Raw genomic sequence first — 23356 nt, forward strand, 5'->3', positions numbered from 1 at the left:
CATGACTTTCGTCACAAAAGTCAATTATTAGGCAAAATACTACAAGAAACCAAGTACCTACGTTATAATAGAGTATAACTGGAATCATTTACATTAAGGTGGGCGAGGGCTTATTGAAGGAACGAATTAAGAAGATTGCGATAGTGCTGAATGTGCTACTACTAATCGCTGTTTATTTTATTTATCAGTCACATTCCTTGCAGAGAGTTGACAATTTATTATTTGATTATGATATGAAACAAGCAGCAAACCATACTCCCGATTCTCGAATCGTTGTCGTGGCGATTGATGATGCTTCATTAGCAGAGCTGGGTAGATTTCCATGGGATCGGGCTGTATACGCACCTTTCCTAGCTGCACTAAACCAGGAGGGGAATATACCCAAAGCTATCGCTTTTGATATTATTTTCAGTGAATCAAGTGAGAGCCCTGATAGTGATATGGCTTTTGCGGAAGCATTGGCTAGCTATCCTAACGTGATTTTACCGGTAACGGGAATCATGGGAGATGTGTTTAGTACCTCTATAGCAAAACGGGATGAGCTAATAAAGGCACAGGCAACTGCCAAGCCTTATGAATTATTTGCCGAACTAGCTCAGCTTGCACATATTAACCGTGTTGTTAGTAAGGACGGGGTCATCCGACAAACCTGGCTGAATATGCAGGGGCCTGATGGGGATACGATTCCGTCATTGGCATGGAAAGTTGCTGAAATGGCTGGAGCGGATTTAAGTAAGTACACCGACGTTACAGATCCGAAGAAGTCTAATGAGCCTATTGCGAAGAATACGATGACGATTGATTATCAGCTCGTGACAGATGACTTCATGACTGTTTCATTCGTTGATGTGTTGAATGGGGCGTTGCCACCTGACTTGTTTAAGGACTCTATTGTTTTCGTTGGGTTTTCGGCTGTTGGACTGGCTAGTGATGGAGGGCAAGATACAGGAGTATCTCCAATCGAGAAAAACTTCAAATTAATGTACGCGCATGCGAATATTACGAATCAATTGTTGAACGGTACTCAGGTTTCTTATGCCCCGAATTGGTCGGAGCTCGCTTTGGCAGTATTGCTGTTTGCATTATTTGTTTTGCTGCCATGGAGACTAAAAAATATATATTCAATTTTGATTTTCATTGTCGTATTCATAGGTATTCTTTACGGACAGTATCAACTCTATCAAGCATACGCTGTGCATATTAATATTGTTGATTCTTTGCTAGCTCTGACTCTTGCATACTTGGCTAACGTATCGCTTAAATCCTACATGGATAGCGTTCAGAAGAGCTTCGTAACCCGACAATTCGGACGCTATATTTCACCTGATCTTGTTAAACAGATTGTGGCTCAAGACATTGAGATCAAGTTGGGTGGAGATTTGAAGCTCATTACGATTCTTTTCTTGGATATCAGAGGGTTTACACCATTATCCGAGAAATTGTCTCCACCGGAATTGGTAGATACTCTGAATACGATGTTCAATATGATTACTGAAACGACCTTAAGTAATGACGGAACAATCGATAAGTTCATCGGAGACGCAGCTATGATTTTGTTTAATGCCCCTCTTGAAGTTGTGGAGCATGAACGTATGGCTGTCAAAACCGCTTATGAAATCCAGCAAGGCATGATTAAGATTAGAGATGAAATTATGGACAAATACCAATGTGAAGTCAATGTGGGTATTGGGATACATACAGGGAATGTCGTTGTTGGTAATATTGGTTCCTATTTACGGGTCGATTATACGGCCATTGGCGATAACGTCAATATTGCAGCACGGATCGAATCGCAGACGAAGAAGGGGCAAGTTCATGTCTCTGAGCAAGTGTATGAGCAGACGAAAGACTTCTTCCGCTTCAACGAGGGTGAAGATCGTATGTTCAAAGGGAAGTCGCATCCAATTAGGGTATACGAGCTTCTTGGGCTTAATGGAGAGAAGTAAAGTAGATAGTTCAATAGCTGTTCTCCAATCTATCAAAGTGATCTATACAAATTCTGAACATATAAATTGAAGGGAGATAGACAAGTTGAGAAAAATGACGATTAGATTAATGGTGTTATTATTAATTGCATTGCCTCTATTGGGAGGCTTTGCAAACAAGTCATCAGCGGCGACATCCAGGGTAGCGATTATTAAGGAGCTTAAAGGGAAGGCGACAGTCAAGAAGGCTGGTGGAACGAAGGAATTCACTGCTTTTGCAAAGATGAGCTTAAACGAGGGGGATATTCTTGCTGTAGGAGCAGAGAGCTCTGCAGTATTGCAATTTTCCAACGGTACTTCTACGGATGACCAGATGACTGCTTCAGAAAATACGACATTAACGTTCTCTAAGCTATCAAATAGCAAAGGGACGGTAACTAAAGTCAGCATGCTTAAGGGCACAGTATGGTCAACGGTCAAGTCCATTACGAATTCAGAAGATGAGTTCACTCTTGAAACTCCAACTGCAATCATGGGCGTTCGCGGAACTAATCTGCTAATAGGCGTTGATCCTGTGACAGGAGAGTCTAGGTTCTTTATTGTTTCTGGTGTAGGGAATGTGGACAAAAAGGGTGAAGAAGGTCCGGGTAATGGAACAATCTTGTTTCCAGGTCAGAGTATCAATCTAGATCAGGAACTAGAAGCTGGAGAGTATGATGATCATAAAAATATAGTTAACCTAGGTGATTTAGTTTCATCAACAAGTAATGCGATCATCGAAGCAATTATTGCTAGTAAAGCAGCAATTGATAAAGAGAATGAAGAATATATTGCTAGGCTCAAGGAACAAAATGAATTGAGTAATGTACCGAATCTTCCGAATATACTGAATCAAGCTGAGATAGACCGAATCAAGCAAAATCTTGAGAATCTGATAGGTAACATTGTTAAAGAGGCGATTAAGCAGAATAAAGTTGATGAGACTGCGATTAAAGATTTAATTGATCAAATTAACAAACAAGTAAACAAGAAGCTCGATCTTGATAATGTGAAGCCTCTGGAGCTCAGCGCTCAAGAAAAAGAAAAGCAAGCCGAGCTAAAGGCATTGCAGGAAGCAAAAAAGAAACAGCAAGAAGCTGAGAAGAAAAAACAAGAGGAACTGCAAAAGCAAAAGGAAGATTTACTAAAGAAGCTTCAAGAGCAGTTGGAGAAACAAAAAGCAGAGAAACAAAAGGCAGAAGAAGCCGCGAGAAAGAAAGCGGAGGAGCAATTGAAATTAGGGCAAGAAGCAACTCCGTCGACTCCCCCTTCTGGGTCCGGTAATTCGGGATCGGGTGGAGGCCCTGTATCTTCGCCAAGCCCAGAACCATCACCAAGTCCGAGTCCAAGTCCAAGTCCGAGTCCAGAACCATCACCATCACCAAGTCCTGAACCAAGTCCAAGTCCGAGTCCAGAACCATCACCAAGTCCTGAACCAATTCCGGAAGAACTGCCAGAGGGAGTAACAAATTGGACATTAACTGATTCTCCCCAGAGCTATGCAATAATTAATAAAAAAGATGAAAAAATTGTTGCAGATATGCTGTATTACCAATATGCGACGGTCGTCTCAGACTCGACCACTTCACTCTTCATGGATATGAGTTTCAGTGATAAAGTAAATCATGTTGCTGTATATGGAGTACGTGGAGAAGGAGAAGGCGAAAGCTCTCCATTAATTTTAGAGAAGGATATTAGTGGAGCTCCAATTTCATTAAGCGATCACCTTATCAAGTTGAACGAGCTTGAGCGATATACGCGCTTCAATATTAATTATTCTATTGATGAAATTGATCATGAAAAATATTATAGCTTAACATTGATCATCCAAAAGGGTCAATTGGACGTTGAATCCATGATTATGAATGATGTAGAAATAAAATATTCTGAAGATATGTACTCAATAGATACTCGTAAGCTAAGCGAAAATGAATATCTTGCGTTTGCGGGGCGAGAAACAAGCGAATATGACTTATATGTTAAGCCCACTTTGGATAACGATTTTACTATTGTTGAAGTCATATTATTGAGTGAAGGTCTCTCAAAGACTACTTTGGGTTACCGCATTGAACTTCGTGAAGGATGGAACGATGTTACGATACGACTCTGGGACTTTTCCAAAAAAAATCATGTGGATTATAAGCTAAGTATTTGGAAAGGTGACGCTGAACCTCCGGAATTTGCTATATCAAGTTTCGGCGCTTTTGATCGCTTTTTTATTAAAGAATTACCTTCATGGTTTGCAGTTGTAACAGAAGAGGCAACGGCAGCGAATTTTACACCGATATTTGCAGAGGGCGTTGAGATATTGACGGTAGAGTACATGAACGACGGGCAAACGGTGGAAGTATCTAATCCTTCAGAACCCTTTGTGATTCCATTCAATGGTTCCGATCGCGTGGTAACCTTCTTCCTTCAAACAGGTGATCGAAAAATAATATACGATGTAATAGTAACGACTACCCCGACGAATATTGGATAATAATGAAACGCGAAGCTAGCGATTAAGGAGACTCATTAAATGAGGAATAATATACGGACGATTGGATTACTCACATTAGGCTTGTCCCTGATTGTGCCCTCCGTTGCGCTTGCAGCAACGGATACTAACTGGACGAAGTCAAGCGAGCTCTATGAGATTCGCACTTGGACAGGCCAATCACAATGGGGGCATGTTGATGGTCCAGTCAAATCTGCGACTCTCTTTCACCCGCGTTCCATTGTGGAGCTTCCGAATGGTAAGCTGCTTGTCGCGGACACAGAGAACCATATGTTGCGGGAGATTTCTGTGGATGCCGTAACGACTTATAGCGGTTTATTTGTTGGAGAATCTGAATCACGTACCCCGATTGGAGCATACAACGATGATCAGCTAAACTTGGCAGCTTATAATCAGCCAACTGGACTGACTGTAGATTCGCTAGGCAACATCTATATCGCAGATTCTGGCAACAACGCGATTCGTAAGATTACTAAGGATGGCAAAGTGAATACACTAGCAGGGAATGGCTCGATTGGTAATAAGGATGCGAAGGGTAAAGAAGCAACCTTCTATTCCCCTTCGGATATTGCAGTAGATTCAAAAGGGACCGTGTATGTGTCAGATACTTTGAATCATACGATCCGTAAAATTACGCCAGAAGGTGTGGTAACGACTTTAACGGCATCGTCTAATCGAGCTATTGAGTATTTCCCAGGAGCAGCAGAGTTTGCAGGAGATTATGCGGATGGAGCAATTGCCAACGCCAAGTTTAATGAACCAAGCGGGCTAGCTGTGGATGGAAATGATAACCTGTATGTAAGTGATCGTGGTAATCAGAGAATACGTTATATCGACTTCACTAAAGGCACCGTAACAACGGTAGCAGGTGGTAAATCATCAGACAATGGAACATCTATCTATACGAAGAATAGTGCTTATGCATTAGGAGACTTCTTGGATGGTGCTGCAGTAGAGTCTAAGTTTAATGCCCCTGAAGGCTTAGCGCTGACTGAAGACGGCTCACTCATTGTGGCAGATAGCTTGAATCATGCCATTCGAATTATTCAAGACGGAAAGGTCACAACTTTAACAGGGATACCTGTAGAGTTTGGCGTTGCGGATGGCCTAACGAATCACGCGCAGTTTAATCATCCTACGGATGTGACTGTTCTCAAAGATGGTCGTCTTGTTATCGTAGATGAATCTGGAAATAAGATTCGTGTCCTACAGAAGTATGCCAAACCGGCATCCATGCCTTCGGACAAGTCCATATCCGTTCTACTAAATGGTAAGATTGTATCGTCGGATGTACCTGCTCAATTGAAATCTAATGCCGTCTTGCTTCCTGTCCGCAGTGTAGGAGCCGCCTTAGGATACAAGGTGTCATTTGACAAAAAGACTGGAGCGGCGATCTTAACCAAGGGTGAAACGACATACACAATCAAGAGCGGTGCAAATACAGTAACGAAATCGGTGAAAGGCGTTAAGCAAACGCTCACCTTGAATGCTCCAGTTGCAGAAGTAGATAAGAGAGTGTTCATTCCCGTTCGTTTCTTTGCAAATGAAAGTGGCCTTGATATTCAATGGGATGCAGAAAATCAAACTGTAGTCATTCGTAATGTGGTTTTTAATTCAGGATTATAGAACTAGAAGCTAATCATGGTTAGTAATGAAGAAAGCTTAGTAAGTTAACGTCTGTTAACTTACTAAGCTTTCTTTATTTTTACTTCAAATTTGTACAGAAAAATCAATGTGCAACCGATAATAAGAAGAATGCAATTTTAGAATGGGAGGTGAACGGCATGAGCAAAGAGTCACGCATTGATGAACAGATCCAGCACTTCTATGACAACGTTCCCGATGTCGGAGACGCCCTGCCGCTCAAAGATTACCTCCTTAAGCATGAGGATAGTCGAATGGCTTGGTACTTGCTTGGTAAGGAGTATGAAGGACGGGGAGATGCGGCGAAAGCGAATTATTGTTTTGCGCAAGCTGGAGATATCTATGAGGCGTTTGAATCTAAGCCTGCACCAAGCTTGCCTGGGGGGACATCCAATAAGAAAAGCAGCTGGGGGAAATGGCTCCTTGGACTGTTATTATTTATTTTCTTAGCAGGGTCTGCTATTCTTGCCCTTAAAATACTTAATCCGGAAGACAACAAACCACTGGCAGCGAAGCCAGTAAATGAAGAGATAGCTTCTCCTCCTGTAGATACAAATGTGAAGCAGGGCTCCACTGGGAAACCAACGATATTACCTTCTAATATGGTGCCGCCGGATCAAATCGCAGGTGCATCTGGACCTAATGATAAAGGTCATGATGTTTTAGGGTCTTTGTTAACATTGAATCCGACGAAGCAACCGCGGATCCTCATATCAACACCTGAGCTTGGCAAATGGAATGATTGGGTGAAGAGTGGAAAGCCGATTGCCTCTACTACTTCAGATAAGGAAGCGGGAACTGCAAGTGTTCAATGGTACGATCCAAAGTGGTGTGATTGTAAACCGGACGACTCAAAGGCTATACAGAAGCTAGTACAAAGCTGGAAGCCGCTTCAGGAGGAGAAAATTGCGCTCCGCTCGGCGATGACTCGATATCGGGAAAAGACAGGCAAGTGGCCAGCAACACCTGAAACGTTAGCGGCGGATTATCCGGCGAATACGATGGCAGGTTGGTCAGAAAGTATGACATCTTGGTTCGATGAGCTTAAAGCTGAGCTTGAGAATAAGAAGGATGGTAAAATTCCACGAACGGCTGGGTGGCCGGAAGATACAGGGCCGAATAGTGGACATGGGACTCCATCTGGTAAATTGTCTCCACTGGCGGAGGAAGCACTCGAAATTATCGTGGATAAAAGCAATCATAGACTAGCTGTTGTGAGTGGCGATGTCATTTTGCGTAATTATGAAGTGGGTTTAGGGGGAAGTAAAACTCCCGAAGGGAAATTCGCGATTACAGAGAAGGTTAAGAATCCGAATGGAAGCAGCACTGGAGTATTTGGTAGTCGGGGGATGACCTTATCGGATAGTCGATATGGTATTCACGGTACGGATGAGCCCGCAAGTATGGGGAAGGATGAATCCTTAGGTTGTATTAGAATGAAAAAAGAAGATATCGAGGAGTTATATGATCTTGTACCTATGGGTACTCCTGTCACTATTGTAAAAGGAGGCTTGCCCGACGAGCAGCGCGTACCGTCGGAACGTTTCCGACTGTCGAGCACGCAGGACGAGACAAACCCCCACAAGGTATATGATTGGTTAAATTAGTACGATCGCTTACCTATTACTTGTCCAAAGCAAGAAGCAAAGTCATGACCACTACAATAACTCCAAAAGCCACCCCAATCCATATAAGCGCCTTCTTATTAATTTCTTCCTTTGGTTTCTGGCGTGACGTGATGGGTGGTTTCCTTTTGTGTGTGCTCATGTTTATCAACCTCTCTATCATATGATTCGTGAACTCTTTACATTGTAATCGTTTTCTCCAAGGAATACTAGACAAGTTGGATGGCATTGGAGATTGCAGTTGTGTTCTTTATATGAATATTGTTGTCATTAAAGGCACTAAGCTCTTTTCTTTTTGCTTGGAAAAGGCTAAACTGTTACCCGAAAGGTTTTCTTTATTCACCAACAACTATCTCTATCCATCGTATCGGTTCCGTGAAAGGATGTCGAATTCATTGTTGTACCAAATCGCCAAACCCTTCTTGTTCAAGATGGACCCTGAAGCGGCTCACCACTTGATCGTGGACGGAATGGGTACTGCTGCTAGGATACCTGGAGTACCCTCACTTCTATCTGCAGTATGGGGCACGAAAGCTTCTCCTGAACTCGCGGTGGATTTATTCGGACTTCATTTTACACACCCAGTCGGACTGGCCGCTGGCCTCGATAAGAATGCTAAAGCAGTAACTGGATTATCCAGAATCGGATTATCTTTCCTCGAAGTGGGAACAGTGACACCCAAGGGGCAAAGCGGCAATGAACAGCCTCGTCTATTTAGGCTTCCACCTGATGAAGCGCTCATTAATCGGATGGGCTTTAATAATGAAGGGGCGGATGTGATGGCTGCACGGCTTTCCAAGCTATCACGTCATCGGGTTCCTCTGGCTGTAAATATCGGTAAAAATAAGATAACACCTAACGAAAATGCTGCGGATGACTACCGAGCGTGCGTACAGAAGCTTTTTCCATACGGAGATTTCTTCGTAGTCAACATTAGCTCACCTAATACACCGGATTTGCGTGCACTGCAGCATGGAGATGATTTACGAAACCTATTGAACGCGGTGAAGGATGAGATGGCGAAGCAGGCCGAGAAGCATGGGGAGTTGCCTAAGCCTATTTTAGTTAAGATTGCTCCTGATAATACGGAGGAGCAGTTAGCTTATATGGCGGAAGCGATTCAGCTTAGTGGAATGTCGGGCGTTATTGCAACGAATACGACGATTAGTCGTGAAGGATTAACGCATAAAAATGCCGGAGAAACGGGCGGACTAAGCGGAAGACCGTTAACAGCACGTTCGACAGAAGTTATCCGTAGCTTGTATAAAATCACGAACGGGAAGCTTCCGATTATCGGTTCAGGAGGCATCTTTACAGCAGATGATGCCTATGACAAAATTCGTGCGGGAGCTAGTCTTGTCGAGGTGTATACGGCGATGATCTATAAAGGGCCAGCTCTTCTTAAGGAAATACATCGCGGTCTTCTTACAAGATTGAAGCAGGATGGATTTACACGTATTACTCAAGCGATAGGTGCGGATCATCGTTAGGAGGAATTTCGATGGACGGAAGGGATTGGGGAAAGTTCTTGCTCCCCTATGAACAAGCGGCCGAAGAGCTTAAGGTAAAGCTTAAGGCGCTCCGAGCCGAGCTTAAATCAAGGGATGAATATGCTCCGATTGAATTCGTCACCGGGCGAGTGAAGCGGGTGTCCAGCATATTGGAGAAAGCACGGAGGTTGTCCGTGCCCCTAGATCGTATCGAGCTTGGCATTGAGGACATTGCAGGAATTCGCATTATGTGTCAGTTCGTTGATGATATATACAGAGTTGCAGATCTGATCCGACATCGGAAAGATTTGACGCTTGTATATGAGAAGGATTATATAACGAACTTTAAGGATAGTGGTTATCGGAGCTACCACCTCATCGTGGAATACCCCGTTCAGACATCACTAGGATCCAAGCCAGTACTAGCTGAGATCCAAATCCGTACGTTAGCTATGAATTTCTGGGCGACGATTGAGCATTCCTTGAATTATAAGTATCGTGATCAATTACCGCCACATGTTAGAGAACGACTGCGTAAAGCAGCTGAGGCTGCGTTTTCACTGGACAACGAGATGTCCAGCATTCGTCAGGAAATTGTCGATGCTCAGCAGGATTTCGAAGAAAGCTCTGTTATTGTGCGCAGAGTGCTTAACGAAATTCAGGAGCTTTACTTTTTTCGTAGGGTTAGAGAAGCTGCGCAATTCCAGCTCCGTTTCAATGAACTATGGGAGCATGATGACGTGTGGGGGCTGAAGGAGCTATCCCTTGAAATTCAGGCAGCACTAGATCGTGCAGGTAAAGGCGGTCTTTCAACCTAATGCTGAAGCAGCAAAAAAGGCGTTATCCACCAGCAAATAGGGGGATAACGCCTTTCTTTATTAAGCATTTGGATTAAAGTTTTCTTCGATGAGTTGGTTAATTTGGTCGGGAGTTTTGCCTTCATTACTCCAATCTTCTATTTTCACCAATTCTTCTGTACAGATACCGCAGTGACCACTGTGATCGGTCCAAGTGATTCCTTTATCATTCTTGCTTGCGACATAGCAACGATGCAAGGAAGTGTGTACATCATCAAACTCCATACAGCCACAATAGCACTTCACCAATTGCATGATTTCTTCATATTTTCCAACAACGGAATAGAGATGTTTTGTCTGATCTGTATAGTCCTCTAAGAAAGAAGGCATATTTGCATAGGATGCTTCGAGCTCCCAGGTTTCACTTCCGTGAAGATGAGGCTCGCCTTCTTTCGCTCCGCCTCCGCAAGCAACTAGAATGACTCCACATGCTAATAGAGCAGCAGGCAATACTAGTAACCACTTGGCTGCCTTCATTAGTCGTTACCTTCTGGTTTGTGCTTGTTAAAGAAAGCCTTAAAATCTTCAATGGAGTAGCCAGCCGTCGCGTTTCCTTGCCGCAAGCCACCTTTCATCCGATCGCTTTCTACACCGTCTTTGTAATAGACAAGTGTTGGAGTAGCTTCAATACCCATTTTATTGAAATAGGGTCTGAATTCGAGAAGATTAAATTGATGAAGATTAATCCCCATCTCATCGGCAACAGGCTTCAATTGAGGAGTTGTCACTTTGCAATGAGGACAATCTGAAGCAAAGTAATAGACGAAGAAGCTTTCTTTATTGGCGATCTTATCGTCCAATTTATCTGGAATAATGATATTGTTATAGTTAGGATCATTTAATATTGCTCTTGTCTCTTGAAATAGATCATCCGACGGTTTACCGTAGACAGTGTCTGGTTTCGAGTTATTAATTACAACTAGTGCTACAATAAGTACAGCAAGTATTCCGAAAAAAATCGATAATTTCTTGGCGTTCATTCTTAATTCCCCCATTATGTATTGGTCTATATTTTAGTTAAAATGGACAGGCCCGTTCAACATTTACATTATACTTGATTTGGGTTATTCGCATAAAGGAATTAGGTGGAATGACATTAAACTGTCAAAAAGAAAGTTGGTTACCTTATGAAAGTGAAAATGCGAATAGATAAAATGCTTGGGAATCTAGGCTATGGAACGAGGAGTTCTATTAAGCTGTTGATCAAGCAAGGTGCTGTGACTGTTAATGGAACTTTGGTTAAGGACCATGGACTACAAATTAATCCAAATGAGGACGAAGTGGTACTCGATGGCATGACGATTCAGTATCGGGATACCGTCTATGTTCTTCTCCATAAGCCTGCGGGGGTTATTTCCGCGACGGAAGATAAGCGTGATCAAACGGTTATTGATCTACTAGACGAGGATATAACGGTGATGTCGCCTTTTCCTGTTGGACGCTTAGATAAAGACACGGAAGGCCTACTCCTGATTACGAACGATGGAAAGCTGTCTCATGAGCTTCTATCCCCTCGCAAGCATGTTCCTAAGACGTATCGCGCTTTAGTCGCAGGACAAGTCGGAGACACGGATATCGAGGAGTTCAAGCGAGGAGTTACACTTGATGATGATTATGTGACGATGTCTGCGCAGTTGGGTGTATTAGCGAGTAAAAGTGGCGAAGGCAGCCCAGTTGTCGGAGAAGCTCAATACGAAGATGAATTGACGTCTGCAGTGATGCTTGTTCCTCAAGAAGCGGAGCTTGATCCGAATGTAGCGTTAAGCTGGATAGAGCTAACGATCCATGAAGGGAAGTTTCATCAAGTGAAGCGCATGTTCGAAGCCGTTGGTAAAAAGGTACTCTATTTGCGTCGTATTTCAATGGGGCCTCTGAAGCTAGATCCGGCACTTGCACCAGGGGAATGGCGTGAACTGACGGAAGAAGAAGTCGACAGCCTGCGTAACTATCGAAAGGGTGGAACGGAATGAAATATGGCATTATTGCACTTGATGTAGACGGCACGTTACTTAATGATGAACACGAGCTAACCCCTCGAGTTCGCAATGCTGTTCGAGCAGCTGCTGAGCAAGGATCTGAGATCGTACTTTGCACGGGGCGTGGCTCGTCTAGCGCGTTACCTGTGCTAAATGAATTAGGCTTAAAAGGAACGATGATTACCCACAATGGTGCTTCTGTCGTAGATAGTGAGAGCCGGGAAATTATTTATGCGACGACCATATCCCATGAGCAAGCGCAGCGCTATACAGACTATTGCCGTGAGCGAGGCATTCATTTTGATATGAATACAGCTTTCGAATTGTATGTGGAAGCTATGAGGGATGATGCTGAGATGATGTATAGCCGGATGTTAGCTCGTCCGATTATACGCAGCAGGAATGAAGGTTTTCCGGAGGGCATGGTGAAGCTGTCCATTTTTGCTTTGAAGGAAGAGCTCGATGATTTAGAGGCAGGATGGTCGAGCTGGAATCATGAGCTACAAACGATTAGAAGTGGAGATTATTTTATTGATGTACAGCATCATCAAGCTTCTAAAGGCAAAGCGCTTGAACAGTTCGCGAATAAAAGAGGAATACCACGGGAGCAAATTTTAGCACTCGGCAATTATTATAATGATACCGCGATGCTTACTTATGCGGGATGGGGAGTGGCGATGGATAACTCACCTCCTGAGGTCAAGGCAGAGGCAAATGAAGTTACGGTTTCCAACAATGAGGATGGCGTTGCTATCGTAATCGAGCAACGGGTGTTAGCGTAGTTGAATGATTGAAGCGAATAATGAAAAAAAGCAAGCCGAAACATTCTCGGCTTGCTTTAAGCGGTGTTCAGAGGATTAATTTTTACTTCCTTGACGTTTCTTAGTTACAGGAACCCTATCTTCTCTTATTGTATCGTAGTCCGTGATTCGATTTTTACCAGAGGTCTTACTATGATACATGCCCTGGTCTGCTTGCTTCATTAAGGACTCAGCTGTTTCTCCAGGGGCGGACATACTATAGCCGACACTGATCGTGACGATTGTTTCCTTCTCTGTACGTGAACGAATGGATTCAGCGACTTGCATAACCGCTGAGACGGGTCCGAATACGAACGCAACAAGCTCTTCTCCTCCGTAACGGCCAGCTAGTCCAACGCCATCTGTTTCCTCCATCAACAGGGCTGCCGTCTGTTTAAGTACGCCATCGGCTTTATGGTGACCATGGGTATCGTTTAATTTCTTGAAATTATCGATATCACAGAAAATAACTCCTAGCTGACGTCCGGCAAATAGGGATTGCTCCAATCTTCCCATAAAATATCTTCGGTTATAAAGGTTCGTTAGTCCATCGGTGATCGATGAGCGATAAACAGACTGAAGGATCTCGACGACTCGTTCGAACAGAAGTACGAATAATAAGATGTAATAAACAACCGGTAATAGTCCTGCGATTGTCTTGAAGATTTGGACTTCTGGAGCCCAATAAGTACCGGATATAACGGCAAGCTGCATCGTAAATGCAATCATAAGGCTGGCCATATATTTGCGCGGTTGTCCGATGTGCGGGGCAAACATGAGCACGAACAGTGGACCGAGTAATAGTAAGAAACCGTCTAACACAGGGGTTGATTGGATATTACTCATCCAATTGTGATCCGATTTAGATACGCCTGGTAATACATCTCCAATGGCAATGAGTAGACCGGTTATCAGTAATCCGATAAACCATAATCGGGTTCTCGGACGTCTGCGATGATACAATTCGAAAACAGCGAAATTGATGACAATGAATGCATATACTTGTAGAAGCTTCCCGATAAAGACTAAAGATGGCAATGAAGGAGTTAGCCCTATGGATATGGCTAACTGTAGTAAATGATGGATAAGGATGAATGCGAGAGAAGTGAGTAACGACCGATAGGCTCTTGTATGGTTGCGCTGATATAGACGATAGGACATGAATAACATGAGAGCCACAATGACGACAGCCATAGCAGATGAGAATAGGAGGCCGAAATTATTGAGTGAGAGTGTGATCTGGTACATGTTTGGCTCCTTTAAGATGACGATGTAACTTGCAGAACATATGTTTCTAATATATCATATTTTTTGAGAGACTTAGAGCGTTATTTATTCATCTTGACGACTTAGATTGACGGAAGCGAGGAGGAATCGCCCTTGAACATCTTGCAGGCGCTGTTTTTCCCACCAGAGCAACCGGGTGGCGTCTCGTCCATGGTACCTTATATTGGGGAACGGTTCCGTAAAATCGGCTGGGAAATGGAAATGTTCTCTTTGCCGAAACGAATCCGTAACAAAGGACATGAAGAGATTAATTTTGTGACATTTGACTGTCTGCCTTATGCAGGAAATGCTATCGTAGACAGATATATTCAGACCTACAAGGATTACATCTGGTGGGTGAAGCTAAGGCTTTCCGGCCAGAAATACGATCTTATTCATGCTCATCATCCGATTGCAGCGTTAGCAATGAAGCACGTATTTCCGAATACTCCAGTGCTTATGACGATTCACTCGAGCTATGAGCGGGAGCTTATCCTGAACGGACGTATAGTCGAAGGTGGCCCAGAGCATCGTTTTCTTACATCGATATATGGAGAGCTAGAGCATCAAACCGAACGATTGATGACGGTATCGAACTCCTTTGCTCAATATATCGGCACATTCTTACAAGAACCTAAGGAAACGATTGTTATTCCGAATGGTTACGATGAAAAAAGGTTTAAGCCGATTCCCCATGAGAATGAAGTGGCACAACTAGTGACAATATGTCGTCTCGTACCAGCGAAAGGCTTAGATATTCTGCTTCACGCTTGTGCGGAGCTTCGCAAGAGAAACAGTAAGTTTGTATTGCATATTATCGGAGACGGACCTATTCGCGAAGAGCTGGAAGCTTTATCTCAACAGCTCGGTATATATGACGATACGATTTTTTACGGGTACATGCTGCATCCTGAAGAATTGCTTCCGTTTTTCGACATCTTCGTTCTACCTTCGCGTGCAGAGGCATTTGGTTCTGTGTTCGCAGAAGCTGCGCTTTGTTTACTTGCCCTAGTTGGAACGGATGTTGGCGGAATCGCGGAGCAGATTGAGAACGGCACGAATGGGTTGCTTGTTCCCTCGGAAGATCCGATTGCTCTTGCTGGAGCGCTTGAGACGGTCATTAATGACCCCCATTTCCGTTATGAGATGGCGCGGGCAGGCTGGAACAAGGCGAAGAAAACATACTCTCTTAACCGAGTCATTAGCGAGCTGAAGCAGATTTATGAACAGGAGATGTGATCGGAGTGGCTGTTCCTTTTACTTTCGTGCATGCAGCCGATCTTCATCTCGATAGTCCATTCAAAGGACTGACCAAGGTTCCGGACACTGTACGAGACAGGCTCCGTGAATCGACGTTCGCTGCATTGCAAGGGATATGTGAGATCGTCAAGAGGGATAAGATTGATTTTGTCGTGCTAGCGGGCGACCTCTTTGATGCCGCAGATCGCTCCTTGCGCGCGCAATTGCGGCTGCAACGCGCTCTTGGCAGTATTACAGAACAGGGAGCTCAAGTGTTCATCGTTCATGGCAATCATGATCCGGAGAGTGGTCGCCAAGCTAAGCTGGATTGGCCACAAGGGGTTCAAGTATTCGGATCTATGGACGTAGATTGCTTTCCTGCCTATACCCGAGAGGGTGAGCTTGTGGCACATATTTATGGTATCTCTTATCCAACTCCTGCTGTCACTGAGAATCTGGCGCTCCGCTTCAAGAAACGGGAGGGGGCGCCTTTTCATTTGGCGCTGCTGCATGCCAACGTAGATGGAGAGCCTTCTCATGACAATTATGCACCATGCAAGCTAGAAGAGTTAACTTCAGCTGGGTTTCAATATTGGGCGCTTGGTCATGTACATAACCGTCGGATTCTTAATGAATACCCCCATGTCGTCTATCCAGGCAACATACAAGGACGCAGCATCCGCGAAACGGGTGGCAAAGGTGTCTATGTCGTCTCGGTCTCAGATGCGGGGGCTATTGACATGCGGTTTCGGGATATTGCAGATGTCTTGTGGAAGGAATTAACCGTATCCATACAAGGGATTGAGCGAGAGCAAGAGCTTAAGATGAGACTGTTGTCTGCGCTAGATGAAGTGCGTTCCGACGCCGAGATGAGACCCGTCGTCGTGCGAATTCGCTTGGAAGGTCGTGGCAGCTTGCACGATCGGCTGCTCCAGCCGACTGTTGCGGAGGAGTGGTTGGAGGAGTTAAGGGAGTCGCTTGGCGAGACAGAGGTCATAGAGGACTGGATATGGCCGGAGTCGATTGTCGTGCGTACCGGGAGCAACCTGCAGCTAGAGGTAGTTGCAGAGGAGGACGGGTTTGTAGGCGAGCTTCTGCGAAGAGGCCTAGCAGTGGCGCAACACTCCGAAGGATCGAAATCTCTATTGGATGAAGCGATGGAAGCTCTTAATAAACAGCCCAAAATTCGAGAATGGCTGGAAACAAGAAGCCATGAAGATCGTGTGCAATGGATACAGCAAGCGATGGAGCTGTCTGTTTCATTATTAAGGGATGATGAGACGGGGTAAAAGCGAAAGAAAGGAGGCTACGCGATGTATTTACGAGAGCTCCATGTAGACGGATATGGTGCGCTTCAAGACGTGAAGCTTCAGTTGGAAACGCCTGTTACCGTTCTCTATGGTCCTAATGAAGCAGGTAAAAGTACCTTGCTTCGGTTTGTACGAAGTATGCTTTACGGATTTCCCACGCGCAAAGATCTAGTGGAACGGGGAGAGCCCGTATTCGGGGGCAAGCATGGCGGACGAATCCTTTTATCGGACAAGTCTGGTCGCGATTGGATACTTGAGCGATATTCAGAACGAGGAAGCGTTCTAACGGTTAGAGATGACAGCGGAATTGAGCAAACATTCGGACAAAATGAATGGGAGCGCTTATTCCTTGGTGGAGTCTCGGAGCGACTGTTTCGGCAATTGTTTGCTGTTTCATTAAATGAGTTACATGAGCTGCGTACGCTACAAGGCGAGGATGTTGGTAATTATTTGTACCACTCCGGGCTTGCGGGCGGTACCGCATTAACAGCTGCTAGACGCCAGATTGGCACGGAAATGGATCGCCTGTTTCGTCCCAAAGGAGCAACTCAGGAGATCAATAAGCTACTCAGCGCGATGAAGGAAATCGAAACAGCTATTCGCCACAATCGTGACGGAGTCCGCTATTACCAGGAGACGGGGCAGGAGCTGGCTCACGTTGAGCAGCAATTGGCGTCACTGGAGTTGACCTTTCCGAAGCTACGTTTACAAACTGCAAGGCTCCAAGGTGCCTACGAGCTGCGTGAATGGTGGCTGAAACGGGAAATGCTGCTCGCTGAGGAAGCGGAATTACGTGGACAGCTAGCAGATCCCTCGGTGCCATTATTGTCGGAGGAAATGGCATCCTCTTGGGAGGAAATGAAGCGGCAACGGAGTGAAGCATCGAGTAGGCTAGCAGGTGCTCGAAGCTCGGCTCAGGAATTGCACTTGGTACGAGACCAGCTTTTATGGGATGAGGCGTTCGTAGCCTCTTATCCAGAGTGGGAACGTTTAGAGTCTGTACGTGAAGCAATCATCGCTAAGAGGGATGAGAGGTCAGAGCTCGAAGCTGAACGTAGGACATTGGAAGAAACCGTGCAAAGTACGTTGTCGAGATTGTCCGTGGCTTGGGGAGAGACAGAGCTGCTTGCATTCGGTGGTCTAGCGGCTGAGCGTGAACAGGTTCGCAAAATTCAGCAGGAGTGGGAGCAATCTGAACGAGCGACGGTAACATTACAGGCTGAATTGCGTAGAATTGCGAGGCAGCAGGAGGTGCTGCAAGCCGAAGAAAGGTCAGCATTGGGAAGTAGCGATGCTTTATTTGGTTACGCCCACGCCTCATCTAAAGATCTTATGTTGCCTTTCGGACATTTCGTTCCGCGGACGAAGGCAGCTCTGTTACAGGCTTGGCACAACTCTGAGGATGCGAGACGGGATTACGAGCGGGCTCGGACAAGCATACGCCCTTCACGTTTGATTACGACTCGGGTTAGATCAAGTTCCGAACAGATTTCTACAACCGTATTGTATGCGATGGCGGGGCTACTTGGAATAGTGTCAATTGTATTGCCGTTCATTCTAAGTAGTGAGGGACATAACTCAGCAATGTATTTTGGAATATCCACTGGCTTACTACTTTTATCCATTGGATTAGCGTTTGCTGGTTCACGTCGTAAATGGGGCAAAGCTGATCGAGAACGAGCTACAGCAGGTACATCTTCAACGATGAATCAGGTTTCGGATGACTACATAGCCAGCATTAGAGTGCATCATCGACAGATGAGCGAACGGCTGCGTCAATTAATACAAGATCCTGAGGTCGCGGCTACTCAGCTTATACCAGACTTATCAGAATTGGAACCATCGGAGTTCATGCCTTCTTCAGAGACGTTCGATCTAGTATGGCAGCAGCTTCGGGATGCTGTTCACGAACAGATTGAACGACTTGAGGAATTGGATCGGGATAAATCCAAGCAGCAGGAATTGCAAGGTAGAACGCAGGAGCTGCAGATGGAGCGAGAGCTTGTAGAACGTGATTCTATCGTGCAAGACACACGAATGGAAGAGCTACAAGAGCGCTGGCAGCAGTGGCTACACGCGCGGAAGCTTCCTCTTCATCTTACACCGGATAGTTTACCGGAGTTGCTCGGAATGGCCGAGCAAGGGCAGACGATGCTACGGCAGCGTCAGCGTACAATGGAACGATCACAAACACTAGACAAAGCGATTCAAGAGTTCGAGCAAGCAGCAGCTAGGCTTATGGAGGAATGTCCACCTCCTGTTGGCATGCGACAGGATGCTGTCGTTGCTGTTCAGTGGCTACATCGGGAATCGGCCAAGCAGCTATTGGTGAAGGAAGAGGCGAGCAAGTTAGATCGCAGGCTCGCTGAATTGAAGCTAACTGTAGTAGCAGCTCAAGATGCGCTTCACGACGTAGACAACGGCATCGCAGCATTGTTCCATGTGGCGCAAGTTGAAACCGCAGTACAATTGGAACAACGATTGCGCATGGATGAACGCTGCTTGGTGCTGCGTAAGGAAGCTCGTGAAATCCAGCTTCGGCTAGAATCTGGACGGGGCTCCGATGAGCAGGCACAGCTATATGAACTGCTTAGAGCTTACGATGAAGCCTCCCTCTCATCCCTCCTAAGTGAACGGCAAGCTTTGTTGGAGCAAGAAGAGGCATCTCGTACGGAGTTGCTGGATAAGCGCGGGCGCTTATCTCAAGAACTCGAACGGCAACGCACAGAAGCTGAGCTTGAAGACAATGGACAACGTCTGCGTGAGCTCCAAAGCAAGCTTGAGCTTCTAACCGAACGGTATGCGATTCTGGCGATCACGGATAGGCTTATTGTTCAGACGAAAGCGGTTTACGAAGAAGAGAAGCAGCCGATTGTTCTGCAACGCGCATCTTTGTATTTTCACCAGATGACGAATGGTGCTTATACTCGTATTGTGGCTCCTAGTGATTCCAAAACCTTATATGCAGAAACCAGTGACCACCGCATGCTGGATAGTCTATTCCTTAGCAGGGGCACCCAGGAGCAGCTATATTTGGCAATGCGATTCGCATTGTGTGATGCAGCATCACCCGAGCATCCACTGCCGTTACTTCTAGATGATTTGTTTGTTCATTTTGATGAGCAACGACTAATGCACACCTTACCTGTATTAGAAAAGCTAGGACAAGCCAGACAAGTGATCTTATTTACTTGTCATCGGCATGTAGCTCAGACTATAGCTTCGGGGATTCCAGCAGCCCGGATGCTGACCCTGGGGGAGAAGAAGACGTTGGTGGATAAGGCGGACGTGTTCGATCACGGCTTATCAGAAAGAGCCAGCCTAAGCTGAGTATTCCGAATATCGGATACAGAGTCGACAATAACGTGCCGAAGCCGAACTGGCCTGCGAGAAAGCACAAGAGCAACAGAATCGCGGTAATCATCCATTGCGAGGCTTTTGTTCTTTCTTGTAGTTGCAGGGTTAGTCCATAAATATCAGCGACTAGTGTCGTGAAAATTTCCATGAATATGAGGAAAATGTAAATCCAGTGTATCCAGGGACCAAGCTCGCGAGCGATTCCACCCATTGGGATTTCAAATTGTAAAATGCCAGGCATACGAGCGGATAAGGCGAAATGTCCTCCTAGCAGCAGCAGCCCGATTCCAATACCGCCCATCCATGCCCCTCTTCGTAAGAGCTTAGCATCGCCTATTGCTGCTCCAAGTGGGACAAGGACAGCTTGTGACATGGACAAGTTAAATGCAGCGTATAGAAAGGGCGATAGCCAGGCCGCCCAGGGTGAAAGCTCGTTAGGGCTCCGCATCCAGTGATCGGAAATGGGGGTGCGAAGCGTCTCGAACACTAGAAAAGCCGTAAATCCTATCATCAGAGGCACGACAACGGTGTTTATCGTTAATATGGCATTCATACCCTTGCGCAGCAGCATGAAACAGGCGAACATCGTAATGATTAATCCAGACTGATAGCTTAAATTCAAATGCTCAGAGAATACGGAGCCAGCACCAGCAAGCATGACCGCATTGACTCCAAGTAACACGATTAGCATCACATGACTGACCCAACGCCCTGTTTTTTCCCCAAATAAGTATTTGTTGAGATCTTCATAAGATTTCGCCTTTAACTCAGCTGCGAGCAGCATGACTTTTGCTCCGATCCACACGAAGAATAGCGTGGATACAATGATGAGATACGGCCCCCAGTGACCGAAACGGGTAAAAAATTGCATGACTTCTCTTCCAGAAGCAAAGCCAGCCCCTACGACGGTTCCAATAAACACGAGTGCGACCTGTATACTTTTAGCCCATTGCTTCATTAGTAAGGAACCTCCCAACCTGACTCGTCCACTATTCTAATAATCTATGTAACGAAGTGGACGGGCATGACTTCCGTTGGAGGGTACAGAACATTTGGTAGCGCTTTAATTGCAAATGTAGATAAAAAGAGTCGAAAACTTGCGGAAAGAACGTAATGAAGGGGTTGATGGAAGGAAAAGATAAGGTAAAATAGAATGAGGACGATTCACGGTCCCGAGGGGGAAGCGAGGAACTATCGGTTTGGGTGCTCCAAACCGTATTGTGATTGCTTCGGGCGCTGATGGCTGAAAAGCTTAAATCAGTGATGTGAGTTGACGACTACCCGGCCCGGGAGAATCGTCCGTGTGTTCCGGGCATTAAAGGAGCTGCATCATGATTAATGAATTACAATTGCAACAACATTTAAGTAAGAAACCTTATTTAGTAGACGCTATTGCGGGGAACTCCGCTATGCTGGTCTCTCTTGGTCAAACGGGGAGATTGTACCGGTTATGGTGGCCGCACATTGATTACCCGCAGCATATGGATGAAATTCGGACGGGCTTGAAGCTTGGGTCTACGCCGGGGGGCGTAACCTGGTTTGATGATTCCGATGCGGGTTGGCAGCATACTGCAAGCTACGTACCTCGTACAAACGCATACCGTGTAACCTCTACCCATCCTCAATATCCGGTGACGGTGGAACAGACAGATTTTGCTGTTCCAGGGCAGTCTATCATGGTTAGAGGGTACCGTCTGACGAATCACGGTAACGAAGCAACGGATTTAGAGTTTTACCACTACAGCTCTTTCCGAATTATGGACAATGAATTGTACATGACAACGGAGTTCGCTGGCGAGCAAGACGCACTACTTCATTTCCGCCATCAGTATGCTTTTGCTGTAGGTAGCTCTGAGGAGTGTGGCGGGTACCAAGCTGGAGGCGGCGCATGGCATCATGCCGCTAATGGAAGTTTGAATGGAAATCAAATCGATATGAAGACGGACGGCGCTATGAAATGGAATTTCGCAGCAATCGAGCCAGGTCAATCGGTGGAGTTTCCAGTCTATATCGCAGCTGGTCATTCTCGTAACGAAGCTTTAGCCGAATTAACATTGGCCAAAAGTCGTTCATACTCGGAATGGTTCGTAGGGATGGAATCGTATTGGTCGGATTATCTGCGTAATGCAGCACCTTGCCCTGGTGGGAATGAAGCGATTGTTGCGTTATACGAGCGTTCTCAGCTTGCGATGAAGCTAATGGCTGATGAAGCAACTGGAACGATAGTCGCTGCTCCTGAATTTGACGAATATTTCAGCCGATGCGGTGGATATGCCTATAGCTGGGGCCGCGATGCAGCATTCGTAACGACGGCTTTTAACAAAGCCGGCTTAGGATCGTTAACGGAGAAGTTCTACGATTGGTCCGTTACAGCACAAGAACCGGATGGTTCTTGGCAGCAACGCCATTATCACGATGGCAGCTTGGCACCTCATTGGGGGCTGCAAATCGACGAAGGCTCGTCCCTAATCTGGGGAATGTGGGAGTACTATCTGCATTCCGGAGAGCAGGAGGCATTTCTTGAACGGATGTGGCCTGCTATTGAGAAAGGTGCTTCGTTCCTGGTTCAATATGTGGACCCGGAAACCGGTCTTCCTCAGCCAAGTAAGGACTTGTGGGAAGAACGCGAAGCGGAGCATACTTATTCAGCAGCAGCGGTGTACGGTGGCTTGACGGCCGCAGCGTCCTTCGCTAGACGTAAAGATAAAGTGCAATTAGCGGAGACGTGGGGCAAGGTTGCACAGCAAATCGCTGCTTCCATTGAGGAGCGTTGCTGGAATGAATCCAAGGGCTCCTATTATCGTGGATTAAAACTTACGGTTTCTAAGGAAGCCTATGAAGCAGCTATCGCACGAGGTGAGCGCGGATCTATTCAACAAAGGGACAAAGGTTATGTGAAATATGTCCTAGAGTTCGATCCTATTGTCGATATTAGCCTACTCGGAATAAGTGTCCCATTTAACGCTGTATCAGTTGACAATCCACGAATGGTACAAACTGCGGATACGATTGAGCAGTTGCTCACTTCACCTAAGGTTGGCGGTATTAAACGGTATGAGAATGATACTTATATCGGTGGGAATCCGTGGATATTGACTACCTTGTGGTTAAGCCATTATCGAACTCTTCAGGGACGTTATGAGGATGCAAGACAGCTGTTGGATTATGCGGTGAAGCATGTAACCCCATCTGGACTTCTCCCTGAGCAAGTCGATCAGAATACGGGCGAGACGGCTTGGGTTGTACCACTCACTTGGTCTCATGCGATGTTCGTACTGGCTGTTCATATGCTGGCCGAGCGCGGAGAGCTGTGAGGCTATGACATTTT

17 protein-coding genes are annotated in these 23356 nt (G+C 45.6%); 12 read left to right on the plus strand and 5 right to left on the minus strand.

Annotated elements, in window-relative coordinates:
- Positions 1-113 precede the first annotated feature (113 nt).
- The 4 genes from M1K58_RS01090 (at position 114) to M1K58_RS01105 (ending at position 7715) form a co-directional block, all read left to right on the plus strand.
- A complete protein-coding gene (locus M1K58_RS01090; RefSeq protein ID WP_256756819.1) occupies positions 114-1946 on the plus strand; it encodes a CHASE2 domain-containing protein in 1833 nt (610 codons plus the stop codon).
- A gap of 94 nt (positions 1947-2040) precedes the next feature.
- Entirely contained in the window at positions 2041-4446 is a 2406-nt protein-coding gene (locus M1K58_RS01095; protein WP_256758193.1) for a FecR family protein, read from the plus strand.
- Positions 4447-4485: 39 nt separating this feature from the next.
- Complete coding sequence (locus tag M1K58_RS01100) at positions 4486-6090, plus strand: stalk domain-containing protein (RefSeq protein ID WP_256756820.1); 1605 nt, start codon at positions 4486-4488, stop codon at positions 6088-6090.
- A 158-nt stretch (positions 6091-6248) separates the two neighbouring features.
- Positions 6249-7715 carry a L,D-transpeptidase gene (locus M1K58_RS01105; RefSeq protein WP_256756821.1) on the plus strand — a complete coding sequence of 489 codons (1467 nt, stop codon included), beginning with the start codon at positions 6249-6251 and terminating at the stop codon, positions 7713-7715.
- 16 nt (positions 7716-7731) lie between these two features.
- On the opposite strand, the gene M1K58_RS01110 is transcribed toward M1K58_RS01105, so the two are convergent.
- Positions 7732-7875, minus strand: a complete 144-nt coding sequence (locus tag M1K58_RS01110) for a hypothetical protein (RefSeq protein ID WP_256756822.1) — start codon at positions 7873-7875, stop codon at positions 7732-7734.
- 253 nt (positions 7876-8128) lie between these two features.
- Here M1K58_RS01110 and M1K58_RS01115 point away from each other — a divergent pair, with 253 nt between their 5' ends.
- Positions 8129-9223, plus strand: coding sequence for a quinone-dependent dihydroorotate dehydrogenase (locus M1K58_RS01115; protein WP_256756823.1), 1095 nt, complete (start codon positions 8129-8131; stop codon positions 9221-9223).
- Positions 9224-9234: 11 nt separating this feature from the next.
- Positions 9235-10041 (plus strand): GTP diphosphokinase, encoded by an 807-nt coding sequence (gene yjbM, locus M1K58_RS01120; protein ID WP_256756824.1) that lies wholly within the window; start codon positions 9235-9237, stop codon positions 10039-10041.
- A 60-nt stretch (positions 10042-10101) separates the two neighbouring features.
- Here yjbM and M1K58_RS01125 read toward each other — a convergent pair whose 3' ends face one another.
- Together M1K58_RS01125 and M1K58_RS01130 are read right to left on the minus strand one after the other, a co-directional pair.
- On the minus strand, positions 10102-10557 hold the full coding sequence (locus tag M1K58_RS01125; protein ID WP_256756825.1) for a PCYCGC domain-containing protein: 456 nt from the start codon (positions 10555-10557) through the stop codon (positions 10102-10104).
- Positions 10557-11060 (minus strand): thioredoxin family protein, encoded by a 504-nt coding sequence (locus M1K58_RS01130; protein ID WP_256756826.1) that lies wholly within the window; start codon positions 11058-11060, stop codon positions 10557-10559. The genes M1K58_RS01125 and M1K58_RS01130 overlap by 1 nt, the downstream gene beginning before the upstream one ends.
- 147 nt (positions 11061-11207) lie before the next feature.
- Here M1K58_RS01130 and M1K58_RS01135 point away from each other — a divergent pair, with 147 nt between their 5' ends.
- Both M1K58_RS01135 and M1K58_RS01140 read left to right on the plus strand, forming a co-directional pair.
- Positions 11208-12050, plus strand: a complete 843-nt coding sequence (locus M1K58_RS01135; protein ID WP_256756827.1) for a pseudouridine synthase — start codon at positions 11208-11210, stop codon at positions 12048-12050.
- Entirely contained in the window at positions 12047-12838 is a 792-nt protein-coding gene (locus M1K58_RS01140; RefSeq protein WP_256756828.1) for a Cof-type HAD-IIB family hydrolase, read from the plus strand. The genes M1K58_RS01135 and M1K58_RS01140 overlap by 4 nt, the downstream gene beginning before the upstream one ends.
- Before the next feature lie 75 nt (positions 12839-12913).
- Here the strand turns inward: M1K58_RS01140 and M1K58_RS01145 are convergent, their stop codons facing one another.
- Positions 12914-14104 carry a GGDEF domain-containing protein gene (locus M1K58_RS01145; RefSeq protein ID WP_256756829.1) on the minus strand — a complete coding sequence of 397 codons (1191 nt, stop codon included), beginning with the start codon at positions 14102-14104 and terminating at the stop codon, positions 12914-12916.
- A 132-nt stretch (positions 14105-14236) separates the two neighbouring features.
- Here M1K58_RS01145 and M1K58_RS01150 point away from each other — a divergent pair, with 132 nt between their 5' ends.
- The 3 genes from M1K58_RS01150 to M1K58_RS01160 are packed head-to-tail and all read left to right on the plus strand — an operon-like array spanning position 14237 to position 20001.
- Positions 14237-15361: a glycosyltransferase family 4 protein gene (locus M1K58_RS01150; protein ID WP_256756830.1), complete on the plus strand. Its 1125-nt coding sequence runs from the start codon at positions 14237-14239 to the stop codon at positions 15359-15361.
- Between the two features lie 5 nt (positions 15362-15366).
- The gene (locus M1K58_RS01155) at positions 15367-16650 is read left to right on the plus strand and encodes a metallophosphoesterase family protein (RefSeq protein ID WP_256756831.1); all 1284 of its coding nucleotides are present in this window, start codon (positions 15367-15369) and stop codon (positions 16648-16650) included.
- Between the two features lie 24 nt (positions 16651-16674).
- Complete coding sequence (locus M1K58_RS01160; RefSeq protein ID WP_256756832.1) at positions 16675-20001, plus strand: AAA family ATPase; 3327 nt, start codon at positions 16675-16677, stop codon at positions 19999-20001.
- On the opposite strand, the gene M1K58_RS01165 is transcribed toward M1K58_RS01160, so the two are convergent.
- Positions 19886-20986: a YkvI family membrane protein gene (locus M1K58_RS01165; protein ID WP_256756833.1), complete on the minus strand. Its 1101-nt coding sequence runs from the start codon at positions 20984-20986 to the stop codon at positions 19886-19888. The two genes, M1K58_RS01160 and M1K58_RS01165, sit on opposite strands and share 116 nt — an antisense overlap.
- A 373-nt stretch (positions 20987-21359) precedes the next feature.
- Here M1K58_RS01165 and M1K58_RS01170 point away from each other — a divergent pair, with 373 nt between their 5' ends.
- A complete protein-coding gene (locus M1K58_RS01170) occupies positions 21360-23342 on the plus strand; it encodes a glycoside hydrolase family 15 protein (RefSeq protein ID WP_256756834.1) in 1983 nt (660 codons plus the stop codon).
- The last annotated feature ends 14 nt before the right edge of the window (positions 23343-23356 follow it).

Origin of the sequence: Cohnella sp. WQ 127256 (genome assembly GCF_024519285.1) — a bacterium.
In the GTDB taxonomy this organism is placed as follows: domain Bacteria; phylum Bacillota; class Bacilli; order Paenibacillales; family Paenibacillaceae; genus Cohnella.